Annotated in this window: 16 protein-coding genes and 5 tRNA genes; 14 read left to right on the forward strand and 7 right to left on the reverse strand. The window is 47.9% G+C overall.

Going from position 1 to position 16,287, the window contains the following annotated elements:
* The first annotated feature begins 207 nt into the window (after positions 1-207).
* From alr to NST38_RS07065, 5 genes are all read left to right on the forward strand, one after another.
* The gene (gene alr / locus NST38_RS07045; protein WP_036611187.1) at positions 208-1,395 is read left to right on the forward strand and encodes an alanine racemase; all 1,188 of its coding nucleotides are present in this window, start codon (positions 208-210) and stop codon (positions 1,393-1,395) included.
* Positions 1,396-1,655: 260 nt separating this feature from the next.
* Positions 1,656-1,937, forward strand: a complete 282-nt coding sequence (locus NST38_RS07050) for a CopG family ribbon-helix-helix protein (protein ID WP_017690037.1) — start codon at positions 1,656-1,658, stop codon at positions 1,935-1,937.
* A gap of 3 nt (positions 1,938-1,940) precedes the next feature.
* Positions 1,941-2,291, forward strand: coding sequence for a type II toxin-antitoxin system PemK/MazF family toxin (locus tag NST38_RS07055; RefSeq protein ID WP_024630714.1), 351 nt, complete (start codon positions 1,941-1,943; stop codon positions 2,289-2,291).
* Between the two features lie 234 nt (positions 2,292-2,525).
* A complete protein-coding gene (locus NST38_RS07060; RefSeq protein WP_076251522.1) occupies positions 2,526-4,715 on the forward strand; it encodes an alpha-galactosidase in 2,190 nt (729 codons plus the stop codon).
* A 463-nt stretch (positions 4,716-5,178) separates the two neighbouring features.
* A complete protein-coding gene (locus NST38_RS07065; RefSeq protein ID WP_076216896.1) occupies positions 5,179-7,401 on the forward strand; it encodes a Tex family protein in 2,223 nt (740 codons plus the stop codon).
* 180 nt (positions 7,402-7,581) lie between these two features.
* On the opposite strand, the gene cmpA is transcribed toward NST38_RS07065, so the two are convergent.
* On the reverse strand, positions 7,582-7,725 hold the full coding sequence (cmpA, locus tag NST38_RS07070) for a cortex morphogenetic protein CmpA (RefSeq protein ID WP_017690033.1): 144 nt from the start codon (positions 7,723-7,725) through the stop codon (positions 7,582-7,584).
* A 182-nt stretch (positions 7,726-7,907) separates the two neighbouring features.
* Positions 7,908-8,264 carry a hypothetical protein gene (locus NST38_RS07075; RefSeq protein ID WP_047842018.1) on the reverse strand — a complete coding sequence of 119 codons (357 nt, stop codon included), beginning with the start codon at positions 8,262-8,264 and terminating at the stop codon, positions 7,908-7,910.
* A gap of 119 nt (positions 8,265-8,383) precedes the next feature.
* Here NST38_RS07075 and NST38_RS07080 point away from each other — a divergent pair, with 119 nt between their 5' ends.
* The 3 genes from NST38_RS07080 (at position 8,384) to NST38_RS07090 (ending at position 9,109) form a co-directional block, all read left to right on the forward strand.
* On the forward strand, positions 8,384-8,845 hold the full coding sequence (locus NST38_RS07080) for a SprT family protein (RefSeq protein ID WP_036669054.1): 462 nt from the start codon (positions 8,384-8,386) through the stop codon (positions 8,843-8,845).
* Positions 8,846-8,938: 93 nt separating this feature from the next.
* Positions 8,939-9,014 (forward strand) — tRNA-Asn (locus tag NST38_RS07085).
* Positions 9,015-9,020: 6 nt separating this feature from the next.
* Positions 9,021-9,109: transfer RNA gene (locus tag NST38_RS07090), tRNA-Ser, on the forward strand.
* A 222-nt stretch (positions 9,110-9,331) separates the two neighbouring features.
* Here NST38_RS07090 and NST38_RS07095 read toward each other — a convergent pair.
* On the reverse strand, positions 9,332-10,030 hold the full coding sequence (locus tag NST38_RS07095; protein WP_076251524.1) for an ArsR/SmtB family transcription factor: 699 nt from the start codon (positions 10,028-10,030) through the stop codon (positions 9,332-9,334).
* Between the two features lie 107 nt (positions 10,031-10,137).
* Between NST38_RS07095 and NST38_RS07100 the strand changes: the two genes are divergently transcribed.
* Together NST38_RS07100 and NST38_RS07105 are read left to right on the forward strand one after the other, a co-directional pair.
* On the forward strand, positions 10,138-10,797 hold the full coding sequence (locus tag NST38_RS07100) for a flavin reductase family protein (protein WP_076251526.1): 660 nt from the start codon (positions 10,138-10,140) through the stop codon (positions 10,795-10,797).
* Positions 10,798-10,890: 93 nt separating this feature from the next.
* Positions 10,891-11,562 carry an MgtC/SapB family protein gene (locus tag NST38_RS07105; RefSeq protein ID WP_017690026.1) on the forward strand — a complete coding sequence of 224 codons (672 nt, stop codon included), beginning with the start codon at positions 10,891-10,893 and terminating at the stop codon, positions 11,560-11,562.
* A 64-nt stretch (positions 11,563-11,626) separates the two neighbouring features.
* Here the strand turns inward: NST38_RS07105 and NST38_RS07110 are convergent, their stop codons facing one another.
* Together NST38_RS07110 and NST38_RS07115 are read right to left on the reverse strand one after the other, a co-directional pair.
* The gene (locus tag NST38_RS07110; RefSeq protein ID WP_036610865.1) at positions 11,627-12,523 is read right to left on the reverse strand and encodes a Cof-type HAD-IIB family hydrolase; all 897 of its coding nucleotides are present in this window, start codon (positions 12,521-12,523) and stop codon (positions 11,627-11,629) included.
* A gap of 4 nt (positions 12,524-12,527) precedes the next feature.
* Complete coding sequence (locus NST38_RS07115; protein WP_076251528.1) at positions 12,528-13,304, reverse strand: DeoR/GlpR family DNA-binding transcription regulator; 777 nt, start codon at positions 13,302-13,304, stop codon at positions 12,528-12,530.
* Between the two features lie 306 nt (positions 13,305-13,610).
* Here NST38_RS07115 and NST38_RS07120 point away from each other — a divergent pair.
* From NST38_RS07120 to NST38_RS07135, 4 genes are all read left to right on the forward strand, one after another.
* A tRNA-Glu gene (locus tag NST38_RS07120) sits at positions 13,611-13,682 on the forward strand.
* 106 nt (positions 13,683-13,788) lie between these two features.
* A tRNA-Lys gene (locus tag NST38_RS07125) sits at positions 13,789-13,864 on the forward strand.
* A 17-nt stretch (positions 13,865-13,881) separates the two neighbouring features.
* Positions 13,882-13,964: transfer RNA gene (locus tag NST38_RS07130), tRNA-Leu, on the forward strand.
* Between the two features lie 169 nt (positions 13,965-14,133).
* Positions 14,134-14,559 (forward strand): helix-turn-helix domain-containing protein, encoded by a 426-nt coding sequence (locus NST38_RS07135; RefSeq protein WP_076251530.1) that lies wholly within the window; start codon positions 14,134-14,136, stop codon positions 14,557-14,559.
* A gap of 108 nt (positions 14,560-14,667) precedes the next feature.
* On the opposite strand, the gene NST38_RS07140 is transcribed toward NST38_RS07135, so the two are convergent.
* Both NST38_RS07140 and ureG read right to left on the reverse strand, forming a co-directional pair.
* The gene (locus tag NST38_RS07140; RefSeq protein WP_179087873.1) at positions 14,668-15,627 is read right to left on the reverse strand and encodes an urease accessory protein UreD; all 960 of its coding nucleotides are present in this window, start codon (positions 15,625-15,627) and stop codon (positions 14,668-14,670) included.
* On the reverse strand, positions 15,545-16,264 hold the full coding sequence (gene ureG / locus NST38_RS07145; protein WP_017690021.1) for an urease accessory protein UreG: 720 nt from the start codon (positions 16,262-16,264) through the stop codon (positions 15,545-15,547). Before ureG ends, NST38_RS07140 begins: the two co-directional genes overlap by 83 nt.
* Positions 16,265-16,287: the final 23 nt, after the last annotated feature.

Here is a 16,287-nt window from a genome sequence, read left to right on the forward strand (position 1 = left end):
GCAGATTTTGCTTGGGTGAAAAGTGGGATTTTGCCCTGCTAATCTCGCTTATCGGTCTTCTTCTGTGTTCGCATTTGTTCTTCAAAAGGCGCACCTTACATCTGTTTTTGGATGCGAAACTTCGGTTCATTTGACAGTCACATGCTGGAGCATTACGATGGAGTCTGACGTGAGCCGGATTAAGATGATTAGAGAAGGTGACTTAACGTGCAAGGACAATATCGGCCGACCCAAGCGGAGATCAATTTGGATCATTTGTGTACTAACGTAGAAGCTTTCCGCGAGGCATTGCCTCAGGGCATGAAATTCCTCGCCTGTGTGAAGGCCAATGCCTATGGACATGGAGCGGTGGAGACGGCTAGGGAACTGGAACGAGTGGGTGTGGATTACTTAAGTGTGGCTTTTCTTGACGAAGCTCTAGAACTGCGACAACATGGGATTACGATTCCAATCCTGGTACTGGGATATACGCCGCCTGAAGGGATCGCTGTTGCATGGCAACATGATGTGACCGTCACACTGTTCAGCAGGGAAGTGCTTGACGCCATTCGACATCTGGATGCGAGCACATTCGCTAACCAACTGAAGGTTCATATTAAAATCGACAGCGGCATGGGCCGATTAGGTCTGTTGCCTGGCGATGAGGCATTGGCTTTCATTCAGGAAGTAGCTTCGCTCAATCAGGTGATGCTGGAAGGTATGTTTACCCATTTTGCCAGAGCAGATGAAGAAGACAAAACCTATACACTGGAGCAGTATAGACGGTTCCAAAGCGTAGTTCATGCGCTCAGGGATCAGGGATGTTCCATCCCGATTATACATACGGCGAACAGCGCCGCTGCCATTGATACACCGGAATTGTCCTATGACATGGTACGTGTGGGAATAAGCCTGTACGGACTGTATCCTTCGGCTGAGGTGAATCATCAGGTGGTGAAGCTGTCCCCGGTATTGACGCTGAAGACAAAAGCGGTTCTGGTCAAAACACTGCCACCCCATTGGGGGATCAGTTACGGAACCCGTTATTTTACGCAAGGTTACGAACGAATAGCGACCCTGCCGATCGGATATGCAGACGGATTCTCCAGAATGCTGACAGGTAAAGCAGAAGTGCTTGTACGCGGACGCCGCGTCCCTGTCGTCGGTACAATCTGCATGGATCAGTGTATGGTGTCGTTACAATCTTTCGCGGAAGAGGCGGAAGAAATTCAAGTCGGCGAAGAGGTTGTCCTCATCGGTCATCAGTCTGGTGGCGTAATAACCGCAGACGAGGTGGCATCTCAGCTCGGTACGATTGCTTATGAAGTGATCTGCATGATGGCGCACCGCATTCCGCGGGTATATACCCGCGGGGGAGCAACAGTCGCCAGAATCAATCCACTTTTGACATCCTGACAGGTAAACTGGACGTCATTCCCAATAAACTTTTTTTCAGAACAGAAGGAAAACTGTCGGAGCATCTCGAATTATGTATGACGGTAAGGATTTAATTCCTGAATTGAGATGTTTGGTCTGTACGAATATTGTTCCCCGTGTTTATAATGGAGTACAGCATACTTGATATACTCGGGGCATATATATTCCTTTGTATAAAAGTTCTGGAAAAACGTAATACTGGTTCACAATGGCGAAAGGTTTGTGGGGGTGGAAGAAAGGTGGCCAACTTGCAGAACACCAAGCGGATCATGATCAGTTTACCTGATTATCTTTTGCAGGAAGTGGATGGCATCGTAGCGCTGGAGAATTCCAACCGCAGCGAATTGATTAGGCAGGCTATGAAGCTGTATTTAACGGAGCGTAAGAAACGTTACATCCGTGAAACGATGCAGCGAGGGTACATGGAGATGGCAAAAATTAATCTGACCATGGCATCCGAAGCCTTTCATGCGGAGGAAGATGCGGACAGCACTCTGGACCGCTTAGTTAGCGGGGTGTAGACATTGATCGTAAAACGTGGTGACGTTTTTTTTGCGGATCTTTCTCCCGTTGTCGGTTCCGAGCAAGGTGGAGTCAGGCCGGTTCTGGTGATCCAGAATGATATCGGCAACCGGTTTAGTCCAACTTGTATTGTGGCGGCTATCACCGCCCAAATCCAGAAGGCAAAGCTGCCAACGCATGTTGAAATTGATGCGGCGGCACACGGCTTTGACCGGGACTCGGTTATTTTGCTCGAACAAATACGGACGATTGATAAACAGAGGCTGACTGACAAGATTACCCATCTGGACGAGGAGACCATGAAATTGGTCAACGAAGCCTTACAGATCAGCCTTGGTTTAATCGATTTTTAGGCAGCAACCAGCGTCTTGTACGCTGCCCTGCCGTCCGTTGGCAATGGATGTTCCTGTAAGGGAACACACTGAATTCAGACTGTAACCAAAAGAGCGTATGACATCCTTCGGGCTGTTATGCGCTCTTTTGATTAAAGCTTGATGAAAGCGTAGAACATTGGCGATCTTTTCGCTATAATGAAACCTGAGAAACCGTTTACCCGAAAGACCTATATATAGAGGTGGAGGAGACATATGAGCATTTACATCAATCAGGAGAAACTTCAATTTCATTTACAGACCCGCGAGGCCAGTTACGTATTTCAGGTACTGCCTTCAGGATATTTGGTGCATTTGTACTATGGCAAAAAATTACGCGACACCGATCTGAGCTGGCTGCATGTTCGTACAGAACGAGCGTCCTTTAGTCCTAACCCGGTGCCAGAGGATCGTACGATCTCATTCGATACGTTACCAGTGGAATTGCCAGTGTATGGCACGAGTGATTTCCGTAATCCGGCAATCCAATTGGAACTTGAGAATGGCTCAACGGTTTCGGAGTTTACGTATACAGGCCATCGATTAGTCAAAGGAAAGACAGCGCTTACTGGACTGCCAGCAACGTATGTTGAATCCGATGATGAAGCGGAGACGCTGGTTATTGAGTTGGAAGACCGCGTTGCTGGTATCAAGATCGAGCTTTCTTATACAGCCTTTACAGCATTTAATGCGATTACACGCTCCATGCGTATCGTTAATGAGAGCGCTACCTCAGTGAATGTGGTGCGTGCGCTCAGTTCTTCTGTTGATTTCCCGCATGCTGATTATGAATTGTTGCAATTATCAGGTGCATGGACACGGGAACGTGATATCGTTCGCAGACCACTTGCGTCAGGACTACAAGGGATTGAGAGCCGTCGCGGTTCAAGCAGTCACCAGCAGAATCCATTTATTGCGCTGATGACACCTGGCACGGATGAAGACCAAGGTGAAGTTTACGGATTCAGTCTCGTCTATAGTGGCAGCTTCACCGCACAGGCTGAAGTGGATCAGTTCCACACCACCCGTGTATCACTCGGGATCAACCCGTTCGAGTTCAGCTGGAAGCTGGATCCACAGGAAGCGTTCCAGACACCTGAGACGGTTATGGTATATTCGGATGCAGGTCTGGATGGTATGTCTCAGTCCTACCACGAATTGTATCGGGAGCGTCTTGCGCGTGGTAAGTTCCGCAATGCGGAACGTCCGGTTCTGGTCAATAACTGGGAAGCAACCTACTTTGGATTCAATGCAGATAAGATTGAACAGATCGCTCGTGCTGGACAGAAGCTGGGTATTGAGCTGTTTGTCTTGGATGATGGCTGGTTTGGACACCGGGACAGTGACAACTCCTCGCTGGGCGACTGGATTGTAGATAAGAACAAATTGCCACAGGGACTGGATGATCTGGCTAACCGCGTAACAGGTCTGGATATGCAGTTTGGATTGTGGTTTGAGCCTGAGATGATCTCACCAGACAGTGAGCTGTATCGTGCGCATCCGGACTGGTGTCTGCATGTGCCTGATCGTCGCCGGACAGAAGGGCGTCAACAACTGGTACTCGACTTCTCTCGTCAGGATGTACGTGATGAGATTGTACGCATGTTAACAGACGTACTTGGTTCTGCACCAATCACTTATGTGAAATGGGACATGAACCGCAATATGACGGAAGTGGGTTCTGCGTTGCTTCCGGCAGATAGACAGCGTGAGACAGCGCATCGTTACATGCTGGGGCTGTATGACGTTATGGAACGAATCACTTCGGCGTTCCCGAACATTCTGTTCGAAAGTTGTTCAGGTGGTGGTGGCCGCTTCGATCCAGGTATGCTGTATTACATGCCACAGACGTGGACAAGTGATAACACGGATGCTATATCCCGTCTTCGGATTCAATACGGTACGAGTCTTGTGTACCCGGTGAGTTCCATGGGATCGCATATCTCAGCGGTACCGAATCATCAAGTCAACCGGATCACTTCGCTTGAGATTCGGGGACATGTTGCGATGTCGGGCAACTTTGGGTACGAGCTGGACCTGACAAAATTCACGGAGGAAGAGAACGACATCGTGAAAGCCCAGGTTGAGCTGTACAAGGAGATTCGTGGAACGGTTCAATATGGAACATTCCGCCGTTTGCTCAGTCCGTTTGAAGGCAATGAGACGGCGTGGATGTTTATTGCACCGGACGGAAGCAAAGCTGTTGTATTCTACTTCCGTGTGCTCTCTGAGCCCAATGCGCCACTTCAGCGCCTGAAGCTGAAAGGATTGGACCCTAATGCGGATTACCGTCTGAAAGGCGGATCAGAGACCTTTACCGGTGATGCCCTCATGTATGGCGGTATTTCGGTAGGCAGCACATCAGGAGACTATCTGAGCGAAATGTTCCGGTTCGAGCGCGTCTAGATAAGTGAACTGCATTTTATTTACATGGATACTCCGATGACAGAACAACCTTCCAATCGCTGTTATCCCCAGATTTTTTGATTCCCTTTTCTCAAAGGGAAAATCCGGAGATAAAGGCGAACGCTTCGCTTTTTCAGGTTTTTTCTGTCCTCTCCGTTATCGTGTAAATGAGCAGTTTCACTTATTAGATTGCTATTGTATTTAAAGTTTTAAGTAAGGAAGGACCGAGGAGCGTCGTGATGACGATTTTCGGTCTTTTTTTGACGTAATGGGGAAGGCTGGAGGATGACATCATTCTGTCAGAACTTGTATGCTTGCGGATTGATGGAAATCTGGACGTGATTCTGTGATAATATAGGGTAGAGTGGAAGAAACAAATGGTTCAACTATACTGTAATTACAGCAGCAAAGCTGCCCTGAAATGATTGTAACGAACGATTCAGGAAGGAAAGAGGGATTTATTTTGTCTGAACAGGAAACGGTTCTGGAACCCAATGAAGAAACAATAAAGGCAGAACGCCATGAACGAATCATCAAACAGGTAGCCAAGGAACTGTCACTGTCCTTGAAGCAGGTCCGCACAACGTCGGAGCTTCTGGACGAAGGCAATACGATTCCATTTATCGCCCGCTACCGTAAAGAAATGACTGGAGAGCTGGATGAGAACCAGCTGCGATCGATTGAAGAACGCATTGTTTATCTGCGCAATCTTGAGGATCGCAAATTGGAAGTCATCCGTATTATAGAGGAACAGGGCAAACTGACCGGAGAACTGAAGCAATCCATTACGCAAGCTGTGAAGCTGCAGGAAGTGGAAGATCTGTATCGACCTTACCGTCAGAAGCGGAAAACGCGTGCCAGTGTGGCCAAGGAAAAAGGTCTTGAGCCCCTTGCTGTATGGATCTGGGGTCAACCCAAACAAGGAGATGCACTCCAGGAAGCTGCGAAATATATCAATGCTGAACTGGGTGTAGAAGATGCGGAGGCAGCGCTTCAGGGAGCCAAAGACATTCTCGCGGAGAACATCGCAGATGATGCTGCCATTCGTGCCTGGATTCGTCGGTACACCTTGGATCACGGCATGCTGACTTCTGAAGCGAAGGATGCTCAAGAGGAGTCCGTGTACGAGAATTATTATGATTACCGCGAATTAGCCAAAAAAATGCCTCCACACCGTATTCTCGCAATTAATCGCGGTGAACGTGAGAGTATTCTGAAAGTCGGCCTGGACGTACAGGCAGAACCGGCCCATCGCCATATGGAAGGACAGATCATTCGTGGTGCTTCTGCCGTGCAGGATATCCTGCGTGATGTGATTGAAGATGCATACAAGCGGCTGATTGCGCCTTCCATCGAGCGAGAAGTTCGGGGAGAACTTACGGAAAAAGGTGAAAATCAGGCCATATCGGTATTCTCGGCCAATCTGCGTAACCTGTTGCTTCAACCGCCGATTCACGGCAAACGTGTGCTGGGTGTCGATCCGGCCTATCGTACCGGTTGTAAACTGGCTGTAGTAGATGATACGGGCAAACTGCTGGAAGTGGCTGTGACCTACCCAACGCCACCACACAACAAGAAACGTGAAGCTGCCGAAGTATTCCATCGGATGATCAAGCAATATGATATCGGACTAATCGTCATTGGTAATGGTACCGGATCACGTGAGACAGAGCAATTTGTTGCCGAGATCATTCAGGAGAACGGTGATGAAAGTCTTGTGTATCTGATTGTTAACGAAGCAGGCGCGAGTGTATATTCTGCATCCAAGCTGGCCCAGGAAGAATTCCCTGATCTGGATGTTGCGGAGCGCAGTGCAGCTTCCATTGCTCGCCGGGTACAAGACCCGCTGGCGGAGTTGGTTAAGATTGATCCAAAAGCCATTGGCGTGGGTCAATATCAGCATGACGTATCCCAGAAGATTCTCGAAGAAAGCCTGAAGGCTGTCGTGGAATCCGCAGTTAACCATGTGGGTGTGGATGTGAATACAGCATCACCTTCGTTGCTGTCATATGTTGCCGGAGTTAACGCTACGATTGCCAAAAACATTGTGAAGTACCGTGAAGAAAATGGCCGGTTTACGAACCGCCGTCAGCTTCAGAAGGTGCCACGTCTGGGTGCCAAAACCTATGAGCAGTGCGTAGGATTTATGCGTATTGGTGAGGGAGAGAACCCGCTGGACCGTACACCTATTCACCCTGAGTCTTACAAGGTAGTGGATCAGCTGTTCAAGGAGCTTCAGGTTGCACTGGACAAGCTGGGCAGCAAGGAACTGTCGGTATTACTGTCAGAGCAACAGCCAGAACAATTGGCTGTGAAACTGGACGTAGGTGTGCCTACATTGCGTGACATTCTGGACAGCTTGCAGCGTCCGGGGCGTGACCCGCGTGAAGAAATGCCGTTGCCAATCTTCCGTACAGATGTATTGAAAATTGAGGATCTGGTGGAAGGCATGGAGCTGCAAGGTACGGTTCGGAACGTTATTGATTTTGGTGCCTTTGTTGATATTGGGATCAAGAGTGATGGGCTTGTCCATATTTCACAGCTCAGCAATGGGTATGTTAAACATCCGATGGACGTTGTGTCTGTCGGGGATAATGTAACGGTCTGGGTTATGAGTGTGGATACCAAAAAAGGCCGTGTCGGCCTGACGATGAAGAAGCCTGCTTCTGCGCAACAGTCTTCTTAAATAGTAGGATTGGAGAACAGCCTTCCCTAACCAGGAAGGCTGTTTGTTGTCGACAGTAATAGTCCCGTTATCCGTTCTAATTCCTCTAGTAAGTACGGTGGGCAATATGTGCATTTTCTTAAAGTGCGTGTTCAAAAGGCCATCCTTCGTAATCCAATGCAGACTTTTATGAACTACCTCTTAAAGTTCGTTCTCCGCGCTGCGTGGTGTGCCATTTGCTGGTTTGTTACGATAAAAGAACCAGCATTCGTTCAGCAACTTGATTTGCCGGCTGTCCTTTTTGTGAAATGCACGCATCAGTTGATTGCAAAGCCATTGAGGCAAGGGTATCTCCTCCTCTTGCATAATTCATCTGTACGTTAGCATATGTGGCAATAGCCTGGACTGTGCGGGATAAGTGGAGGCCTCCGGCAAATCAATCTTGTTCACTCAAAAAAAAGCACAAATCCCAATTCAGGGAGATGTGCTTTTTGTTCTCATCATTATAAAATGATAACTGTGGTGAATTAGAGAGCTTCCATCTCTTCTTCATACCATTGTTCCAATTGGGCCTGAAGAGCTCGGATTTCGGTAAGCAGAGAAATCAAGGGATAATGGCTTTCACGTAATACTGCAAAAGATTCTTCAAGCGCATTGATATAATCAAGGCCACCGATGATAGTAAGATTTTCGTTTAGGAGATCGAGGCTGTCACATTCGGCGATCGCCCAAGGCAGGACAGGGACATCTGCTGCAGTGAGTTTATCAATTTCCTTGTGCAGGCGCAGGTTGAGCGCACTGAGTTGATAGGCGTAATCTGCGGGCATTTCCACGAACTGCAAGTGTTGTTCCTGCTGCAGGATGACATAGCGCATTGTAGGCATAACGAGTAATAATCTCCCCTCATACATTCTACTTGACAGTGTAGCCTACGAAACGGTTAAAATTCAAGTATTATACCGGAAAAACAAATGCTCCGAGGGGGTGCAAGGAGAGGATATCGATGGAAAATGAGGAATTGCAACAATGGATTGAACAGGTATCACTGGATCATTTCGGAGTGCCGTTCACCCATGAAGCGTTGTTTAACAGTCGCCTGACCACGACGGGTGGGCGTTATATGCTTAAAAGTCACCGGATTGAGATCAATCCGCATCAACTCGAAGCCTATGGGCGAGATGAGGTTGAGAAAATCATCAAGCATGAGCTGTGTCACTATCATCTGCATATTCGTGGGCGCGGCTATCAGCATCGTGACCCGGAATTCAAGGCTTTATTGCAGAAGGTAGGCGGCTCGCGTTACTGCCAATCGCTTCCTGACGGCAAAGGCAGAAAGCCGTTGCCATATCGTTATAAGCTGGTGTGCAAGAGCTGTGGTACGGAATATTTGCGCAAACGGAAAATAGATCCGAAGCGTTACCGTTGTGGTCGTTGTGCGGGAAAACTGGGGCTTCAGAATATCTGATGTGCGTTTCGTTCAATGTATTAAAGAAAGTGATGGAAGGGATGTTGACTTGGATTATTAATCATGGTAGATTAATCTTATTCAAGTTAATTTTCCCTGATAGCTCAGTTGGTAGAGCACTCGACTGTTAATCGAGTTGTCACAGGTTCGAGCCCTGTTCGGGGAGCCATTTCTTGGAGAGATACCCAAGTGGCTATAAGGGGACCCTCTGCTAAGGGGTTAGACTGCGTAAGCGGTGCGAGGGTTCGAATCCCTCTCTCTCCGTTCTGAATTAAACTTCTCTGCAAAGGGATGAGAACCCTAAAGGTTCATCGGAGCATAAGCTTCGTTAGCAATACTTCGCAGTCTCGAACGAAGTGAGAGTACTCCTCTTTCTCCGTTCTGATTGCACAAAAAATCCTCTTCACATTAGACCGGTTAACGGTCAGTGTGAAGGGGATTTTTTGCGTTTACTGATCTTTGCTTATCCCTGGTGTACGCTTCAGCCTAAAGTGAAATGCTCAACATCTCGTATAAACCTTTCTTGCCTGCTTCCGTTACTTCGACAGAGCGACTTCCTGTTTTTTGACGAATCCAGTCCAGTTCCGCTAACCGATGTCTGAGTTGTTCCCCAAGCATACCTGAGAGATGATGACGGCGTTCGCTCCAATCCAGACATTTGCGAGCGATGGCACGGCGTGATCCCGGCTTCATCTGAAGTTCAATTCCAAACGTAGTGAACCACTGTATTCCTTTCTCTGTAACTTGATAATCTTTGCTGTGTGCCTCTTCGGGCTCTGAAAGATACCCCTTCTGTACTAAGGCTTCACAGAGCGAGATTCCCAATTTCCCGGCCAGATGACCATAACAGGTCCGTGCATGACTCAGTTGTTGAAGCTGATCGGATTGTTTGAGAGAGCGGATCTGTACAGGCGGGGCAATACTGGCCATGCTTTCAATCAGATTAGCAATTTCTTTGTTTGCAAGACGGTAGTATCGATGGCGTCCTTGTTGTTCAACTTCGAGTAATCCTCCCTCTACGAGTTTAGCTAGATGGCTGCTTGCCGTCTGGGGAGTGACACTTGCCATATGAGCAAGCTCTCCTGCAGGCAACGCACGGCCATCCAGTAAGGATGACAGAAAAATAGCGCGGCTTGGATCAGCGATTAACGACGCAATAACAGTAATATTCGGATATACATTCATACTTCGATCATACCTGAACTATTACTGTATTACAATCGAGTTGTATCGTCCCATAGGGGTCAGATTGAGCTTATAAATTATTGGAATGGGAACAGGAGAGGTACAGGATGAAAAAGATAACGAAACAGGACTTTGCTACAGAGCAGTTGTCCGCGAGTCCAGAAGTGATTCAACATGAGACGATTAATCCCAGTATTTTATATTATGGTACGCCTGTAGTGCTGCTAAGCACATTAAATGAGGATGGATCAACCAACCTGTCACCATTATCCTCGTCTTGGGCACTGGGGGATTGTCTGGTTCTCGGTCTAGGGACACACGGCAAAGCCTATGAAAATCTGAGTCGACACCCGGAGTGTGTAATTAATCTGCCGGATGCGACCATGTGGAAACAGGTTGAGGCATTGGGTCGTTATACGGGAGTCACCCCGGTTCCTGAGGAGAAAAGGAAGATGGGCTATGAATATTGTCATGATAAATTCACTGTAGCTGGACTGACATCTGAATGCTCGGTTCAGGTGGCTCCAGATAAAATAGTTGAATGTCCGCTCCAGGTTGAAGCAGCTGTACAACACATACGTATTCCCGAACATACACCGTTCATGGCGATTGTTGAAGTGAAAGCGTTGAAGGTGCACGCACACACCAGACTAATATCTGGACCGAACAAAATTAATCCGGAGGAATGGCATCCGCTGATATATAATTTCAGACATTATTTCGGATTGGGCAAGAGACAAGGGGAAAATTTCCGGGCAGAGAATTGACCTGAGTAGAAGTTCTTTATTAGTCATGTAAAGATTGGGTAATAGTAAAGATAGACTCATGTAAGCATATACATAATGAAAGAGGTGATGTGCATGGAAGTGGAATATTTGATGCGTGTACTCATAGCTGGAATATGTGGTGTGCTAATCGGATATGAGCGCAAGAATCGAATGAAAGAAGCGGGAATCCGTACTCATTTTGTGGTCGCCGTTGGTGCTGCCCTGATGATGATTGTATCGAAATACGGATTCCAGGATCAGGCTGGCTGGGACAATCTGTCTCTTGACCCTTCAAGGATCGCTGCACAAGTTGTTAGCGGTGTGGGGTTCATTGGAGCGGGCATGATCTTCACACAGCGGCACACGGTCAGGGGATTGACCACAGCGGCTGGCATATGGGCTACGGCAGGCATGGGACTTGCTGTGGGTTCAGGTCTGTATTGGACGGGTGCGGGCGTGACACTGCTTATTGTCGTGGCACAGATGTTACTGCATAGACCTACACGCTGGCTGGTATCCGCTCGAACAGAGACGTTAACCATCCATCTGCAAAATGAGGGAGAGGCCCTGAAGACTGTTTTGGCACTGCTGGGACAGGAGAAGATCTCGGTCATCGGATTTAAGACTGAACAGCAAACAAGCACAGACTCCGTGGAAGAGACTGTGCTTGAGTTCACGTTGCAACTACCGGGTTCATACCGGGGCGAGCAACTGATTATTTTGTTACAGGACGTGCCTCACGTTCGATCTGCGGAGTTAAAATGAAGAGAACCTGCATGGATCAACAGGTGATCATGCAGGTTCAGTACTTAATTCAGTATGGGTCCAATTACTGACCTTCTCCGACAATCGTTTCTGGACGGGATACCGGTTTACCTTCAAGCAGGCACTCGATGGCATGGGCAACACCGTGTTCCACATTGGTCAGCGTTATGGCTTTGGCTAATGCCTGGATTTCGGGTTCGCCATTACCCATGGCGATGCCGAGTCCTGCCATTTTTAACATGGAGACATCGTTGAAGTTATCGCCGATCGCTACTGTATCTTCCATGGAGATGTTCAGGTGAGCCGCCAGTTTGGTGAGGGCATTACCTTTGGATACGTCCGGGTGCTGCATTTCGAAGTTATGCTCAAAGGATACAACCATAGCGACATCGGATCGGGAAGCGAAGTATTCTCGTCCTGTTTTTACTTTGTCCGGATTCATGGAGAAGGCCATAATGTTATAGATGTAGGCTTCTGCCGGAATTTCGAGATGGCTGTTTACGCGGTGGTAGTCTTTTTTGTCATAGTGTTTCTTGATGGAGCGAATCATGCGTGCAATGTCCTCACCAGGGTTCGAACCAAGAACACGTTCCATCTCGGCGAGCAAGGTCTCATGACTGCTACGCGGGGCATAGATGCCTTGTTGCGTTGAAGCCTCATAATAGACATCATGATCTTCCAGCCACTGCATGACGGAAGCTGCTGTGTCACGCTCGAGCGGAAGATGGAATAGACGTTCACCGTCTGCGTCATGAATTGTCGCTCCGTTGGAGCCGATAATCGGGGTTTTGATTCCGCCTTCGCGGCTGATGGTCACAACATCGGAATAGACACGTCCTGTTGCAATGGTAACTTTCATACCGGATTGCTGGGCCTTTTGGATGGCTGCGGCATTCTCCGGGCTAATCTGGCTATCTATGTTCAACAAAGTTCCATCTAAATCTGTGGCAAATAATTTCATATATTTACAACTCCTTATCATCTGTTGGTTCAGGAATGAGAATCTCAACCTGTTGTTCGGCTAGAAAAACAAGCCATTCTTTGGTTGGCCATTGATCCGTAATCAATACATCCACCAATGACCAGTCGGCAAAACGATAACCATAACGTCTATCAAACTTGGATTGATCTGCAAGAACGACAACTTTCTTGGCAGCTTTCATCATTTGGTGTTTAATTTTCCCTTCCTCTTCGGAAGCACTGAAGCCATCCATGGTGATACCGCCAATTCCGATAAAGGCTTTATCTACATAATAGTGGGAGAGGGTCTCGATAACAGAGGTACCGTAGACATAACGTTGTTCCTTATCTACTTTGCCTCCGAGCAAACGAATCTGGACAGCAGTGTGATTGGAGAGAAGATCAGCGGAATGAATCGAATTGGTAATGACGGTACAGGATTTGCCGTCTAAGTTCTCAGCACAGGCCTGCACAGTCGTGGAAGAGTCCAAAATAATGATCTCGCCTTGCCTTACAATGGCCGCAGCGAGTTTGCCGATGGCTCTCTTTTCCTCAGATACATCGAGTAAACGGTCTTTGTAGGATCTGAATTCTTGCGGAGGAGGGGGGAGAATCGCGCCGCCACGTGTTCGGATAATGGCATCCTGTTCCTCAAGCTTAATCAGATCCCTGCGTGCAGTATCCCGTGATACATCAAACAAGGCGACAATATCATCGGCTGAGATGCGATTGTGTTTGCGTAGATGTTCAACAATGAGCTGCATTCGTTCTTCTTGAAACAAACATGTCACCTCCGAGTGTATGGATGACCGTACTTATACTGATACTTTAATTATAAGTATTCTTAATGTGATTTGCAATATTATAAGTGAACGTAAGTTTTTATAAGTGTTTTGATGGGTGGTTTACATTGTTCCTGCACGGGGATGACATTGGCATGAACGGGAGGTGGCTAATAACGGGGCTCAGAAGAACAGTATGCAATGGACAAAAAGGCTTGAAAAATAAATTTCAAAAAAAGTATTGCAAGTTCAAATTGTCCTGTGGTATACTCATTCTTGTCGCCAAGAAAGACAACTTGTTATTAAGGCCCGTTGGTCAAGGGGTTAAGACACCTCCCTTTCACGGAGGTAACAGGGGTTCGAATCCCCTACGGGTCATATCTTCACCACCTCATGAGATCTACATTTTCGATGAGTAATCCTCAAAGTCATTGCTCTTATAGACAAGAATGAAGCATGGCACATCCGGTGAAGTTTACAGCAAGAGCCATTAGCTCAGTTGGTAGAGCACCTGACTTTTAATCAGGGTGTCGAAGGTTCGAGCCCTTCATGGCTCACCATTTTTACAATTGAATATGCGGTCGTGGTGGAATGGCAGACACGCTATCTTGAGGGGGTAGTGGGTGTATACCCGTGGAGGTTCGAGTCCTCTCGACCGCATCACAGCAACAACATAAGATAGACTTCTATGATCATTCATGGGAGTCTATCTTTGTGTTATACGATATACCTCATCCTGTTCCAGGCATATAAAGGCTGAGCATTCAGGAATAATGTGGTATAATTCAAGCAGATGAGTTGATTATTACGGTTGGAAGGCGGTTCTTGTATGCAGTCGATCTATGAGCGAATTGAACACCTGATTGCCGAACGAGGAATGACCAAGAAGGCTTTCTGCCAACAGCTGAAGATTAGCACAGGCAATCTGGGTGATTGGAAACGTGGCAAGTCTATTCCGAGTACGAATAAGTTAATTGAGATTGCTTCGTTTTTTGATGTGAGCCTCGACTGGCTCATGATTGGACGTCCATCGAAAGAAGCGATGGTGCGGGAAAAACGGGAGGATTATTTTTTTGACGTTTTGCGGCAATTGAATTGCCAAGAAAGTGAATTATCGACTGTGGAACAGTCTTTTATCAGCGAATATATTGAGTTCACCCGTTACCGCAAATCCAAGGAAAGCAAGGATGCAGGCGACTATCGCTACAAACCTGAGAACAAATCAGAGAACGATTCTGAAGAAAACGATGCGTAAGTGATATGAGCAGCATCCATAGACTGAATGTACAAAAACCTCTGGACTAATCCGAACACACTCGGAGACAGTTCAGAGGTTTTTTGGTGTTAACTATGCTTGATGCCCTTATTTACGAAAGACAAGAGTTTCTTTGCCCAGCAGATGGGGGCGGAGTGTGTTCCAGATCTGAAGACACTGCTCCTGAAGTTCCCAAGCTGCCATGCCAAGGAGTCGAACGCCGATGCCTCCGGTTGCCAGCAAACTTGCACCTGCGAGCATTCGCCCATCTGGTGGCAGCGCAGATCTGACTTGCTCCAACTCCGCAGTACCAAGCCCGGGGGCAATCATCCATAACGCAGCGGTATGTGTGTAGTGAAGGAGAGACGCTGAGTGTTTGGGATCATCGGTATCCGGTTCGAGTCCGAATCGATCCCAGACAGCCAGTTGCTCACCTTGCCATATCTCCGTCAAGCTGCGGTAACGCTCGAATTGGAACGCTTCTCCCCGATGAATCCGTCCGGCAGACCAGATATCTGCATAGGCCAGGATTGCCTGTTCTTCCAGCTCAAAGGTTACAGCGAGCGAAGAAGAACTTCCCTTGAATGGAATGACGCATTCAGGAAAGTATTCCAGCGTGGCCCCCTTTCCCAACCTAAAGTGATGATTAACGGATGAGGGAATGGAAGGTGTAGGATGAAGCCTGGTAGCTGACGTGCTGCTCAGCATGACATGGGTGCCTTCACCTAATTCCCACTCGGAATGATAATGATCCCCGTTAAGGACTCCGGGCGAGACGTCTGACGTGTACACACATAATTCGGTTCCGCCTCCGGGAGGTCGAAAGGATCGGCTAAACCGGAGGGGTGCGCTGTAATAACGATCAGTCATGACAGTCCGGTCGCCTTGAAAGGCAAAGGTGGCCCGAAGCTCGCTGCGGCGTGTGACGGGCGCACCTGCACTTTCATTCCTATTTATCTCTGTTCCCGTGGGGACAGGAGATGAATTAATGCGAGTGAGTGCCATGTTCATGGCTGTGTGAATGCAGATGTGCAGCGGAAGCATCGTCATCCATATATTGATGTTCAAGCCAGTGGACAATCTCGGATACACCTTCACCGCTCATTAGATTAGACATGACATAAGGGCGGCCTTCGCGTACCCGTTCGGTATCATTTTTCATAACTTCCAGGCTTGCGCCAACGTAAGGGGCGAGATCGGTTTTGTTGATTAACAACAGATCTGAACGCGTGATACCGGGACCGCCTTTGCGAGGGAGTTTCTCTCCTTGGGCAACGTCGATAATATAGATGAACACATCAGCGAGTTCCGGACTGAATGCAGCGGAGAGATTGTCGCCGCCACTCTCGATGAAGATCAGTTGCAGATCCGGGAAACGTTCAATCAACTCGTCAACCGCTTCGAAATTCATGGAGGCATCCTCACGAATAGCCGTGTGCGGGCATCCGCCTGTCTCTACGCCGATAATACGCTCTGGTGCCAGGGCGTTCTGACGCAGCAAAATCTCGGCATCTTCCTTGGTATAAATGTCATTGGTGATGACAGCAAGGCTATAACGTGTACGCAGTGCCTTGGACAGCTTCTCCACAAGGGCTGTTTTACCTGAACCTACCGGTCCACCAATTCCAATTCGCATCGGACGACTCCGATCAAATGCCTTACGTTCCCACTCCGGATGATGCGTATGATTAGCTCCTCCACACATAACAATTCCTCCTAAGTTAGATA

This window comes from Paenibacillus sp. FSL H8-0104 (assembly GCF_038050215.1).
Lineage (GTDB): Bacteria > Bacillota > Bacilli > Paenibacillales > Paenibacillaceae > Paenibacillus > Paenibacillus amylolyticus.

Bases quoted from the DNA above. Each gene is read 5' to 3' on its own strand.
- NST38_RS07060 (WP_076251522.1), top strand. From the start codon at position 2,526: ATGAGCATTTACATCAATCAGGAGAAACTTCAATTTCATTTACAGACC.
- NST38_RS07075 (WP_047842018.1), bottom strand. From the start codon at position 8,264: ATGCCTACAATGCGCTATGTCATCCTGCAGCAGGAACAACACTTGCAG.
- NST38_RS07080 (WP_036669054.1), top strand. From the start codon at position 8,384: ATGGAAAATGAGGAATTGCAACAATGGATTGAACAGGTATCACTGGAT.
- NST38_RS07095 (WP_076251524.1), bottom strand. From the start codon at position 10,030: ATGAATGTATATCCGAATATTACTGTTATTGCGTCGTTAATCGCTGAT.
- NST38_RS07100 (WP_076251526.1), top strand. From the start codon at position 10,138: ATGAAAAAGATAACGAAACAGGACTTTGCTACAGAGCAGTTGTCCGCG.
- NST38_RS07105 (WP_017690026.1), top strand. From the start codon at position 10,891: ATGGAAGTGGAATATTTGATGCGTGTACTCATAGCTGGAATATGTGGT.
- NST38_RS07110 (WP_036610865.1), bottom strand. From the start codon at position 12,523: ATGAAATTATTTGCCACAGATTTAGATGGAACTTTGTTGAACATAGAT.
- NST38_RS07135 (WP_076251530.1), top strand. From the start codon at position 14,134: ATGCAGTCGATCTATGAGCGAATTGAACACCTGATTGCCGAACGAGGA.
- ureG (WP_017690021.1), bottom strand. From the start codon at position 16,264: ATGTGTGGAGGAGCTAATCATACGCATCATCCGGAGTGGGAACGTAAG.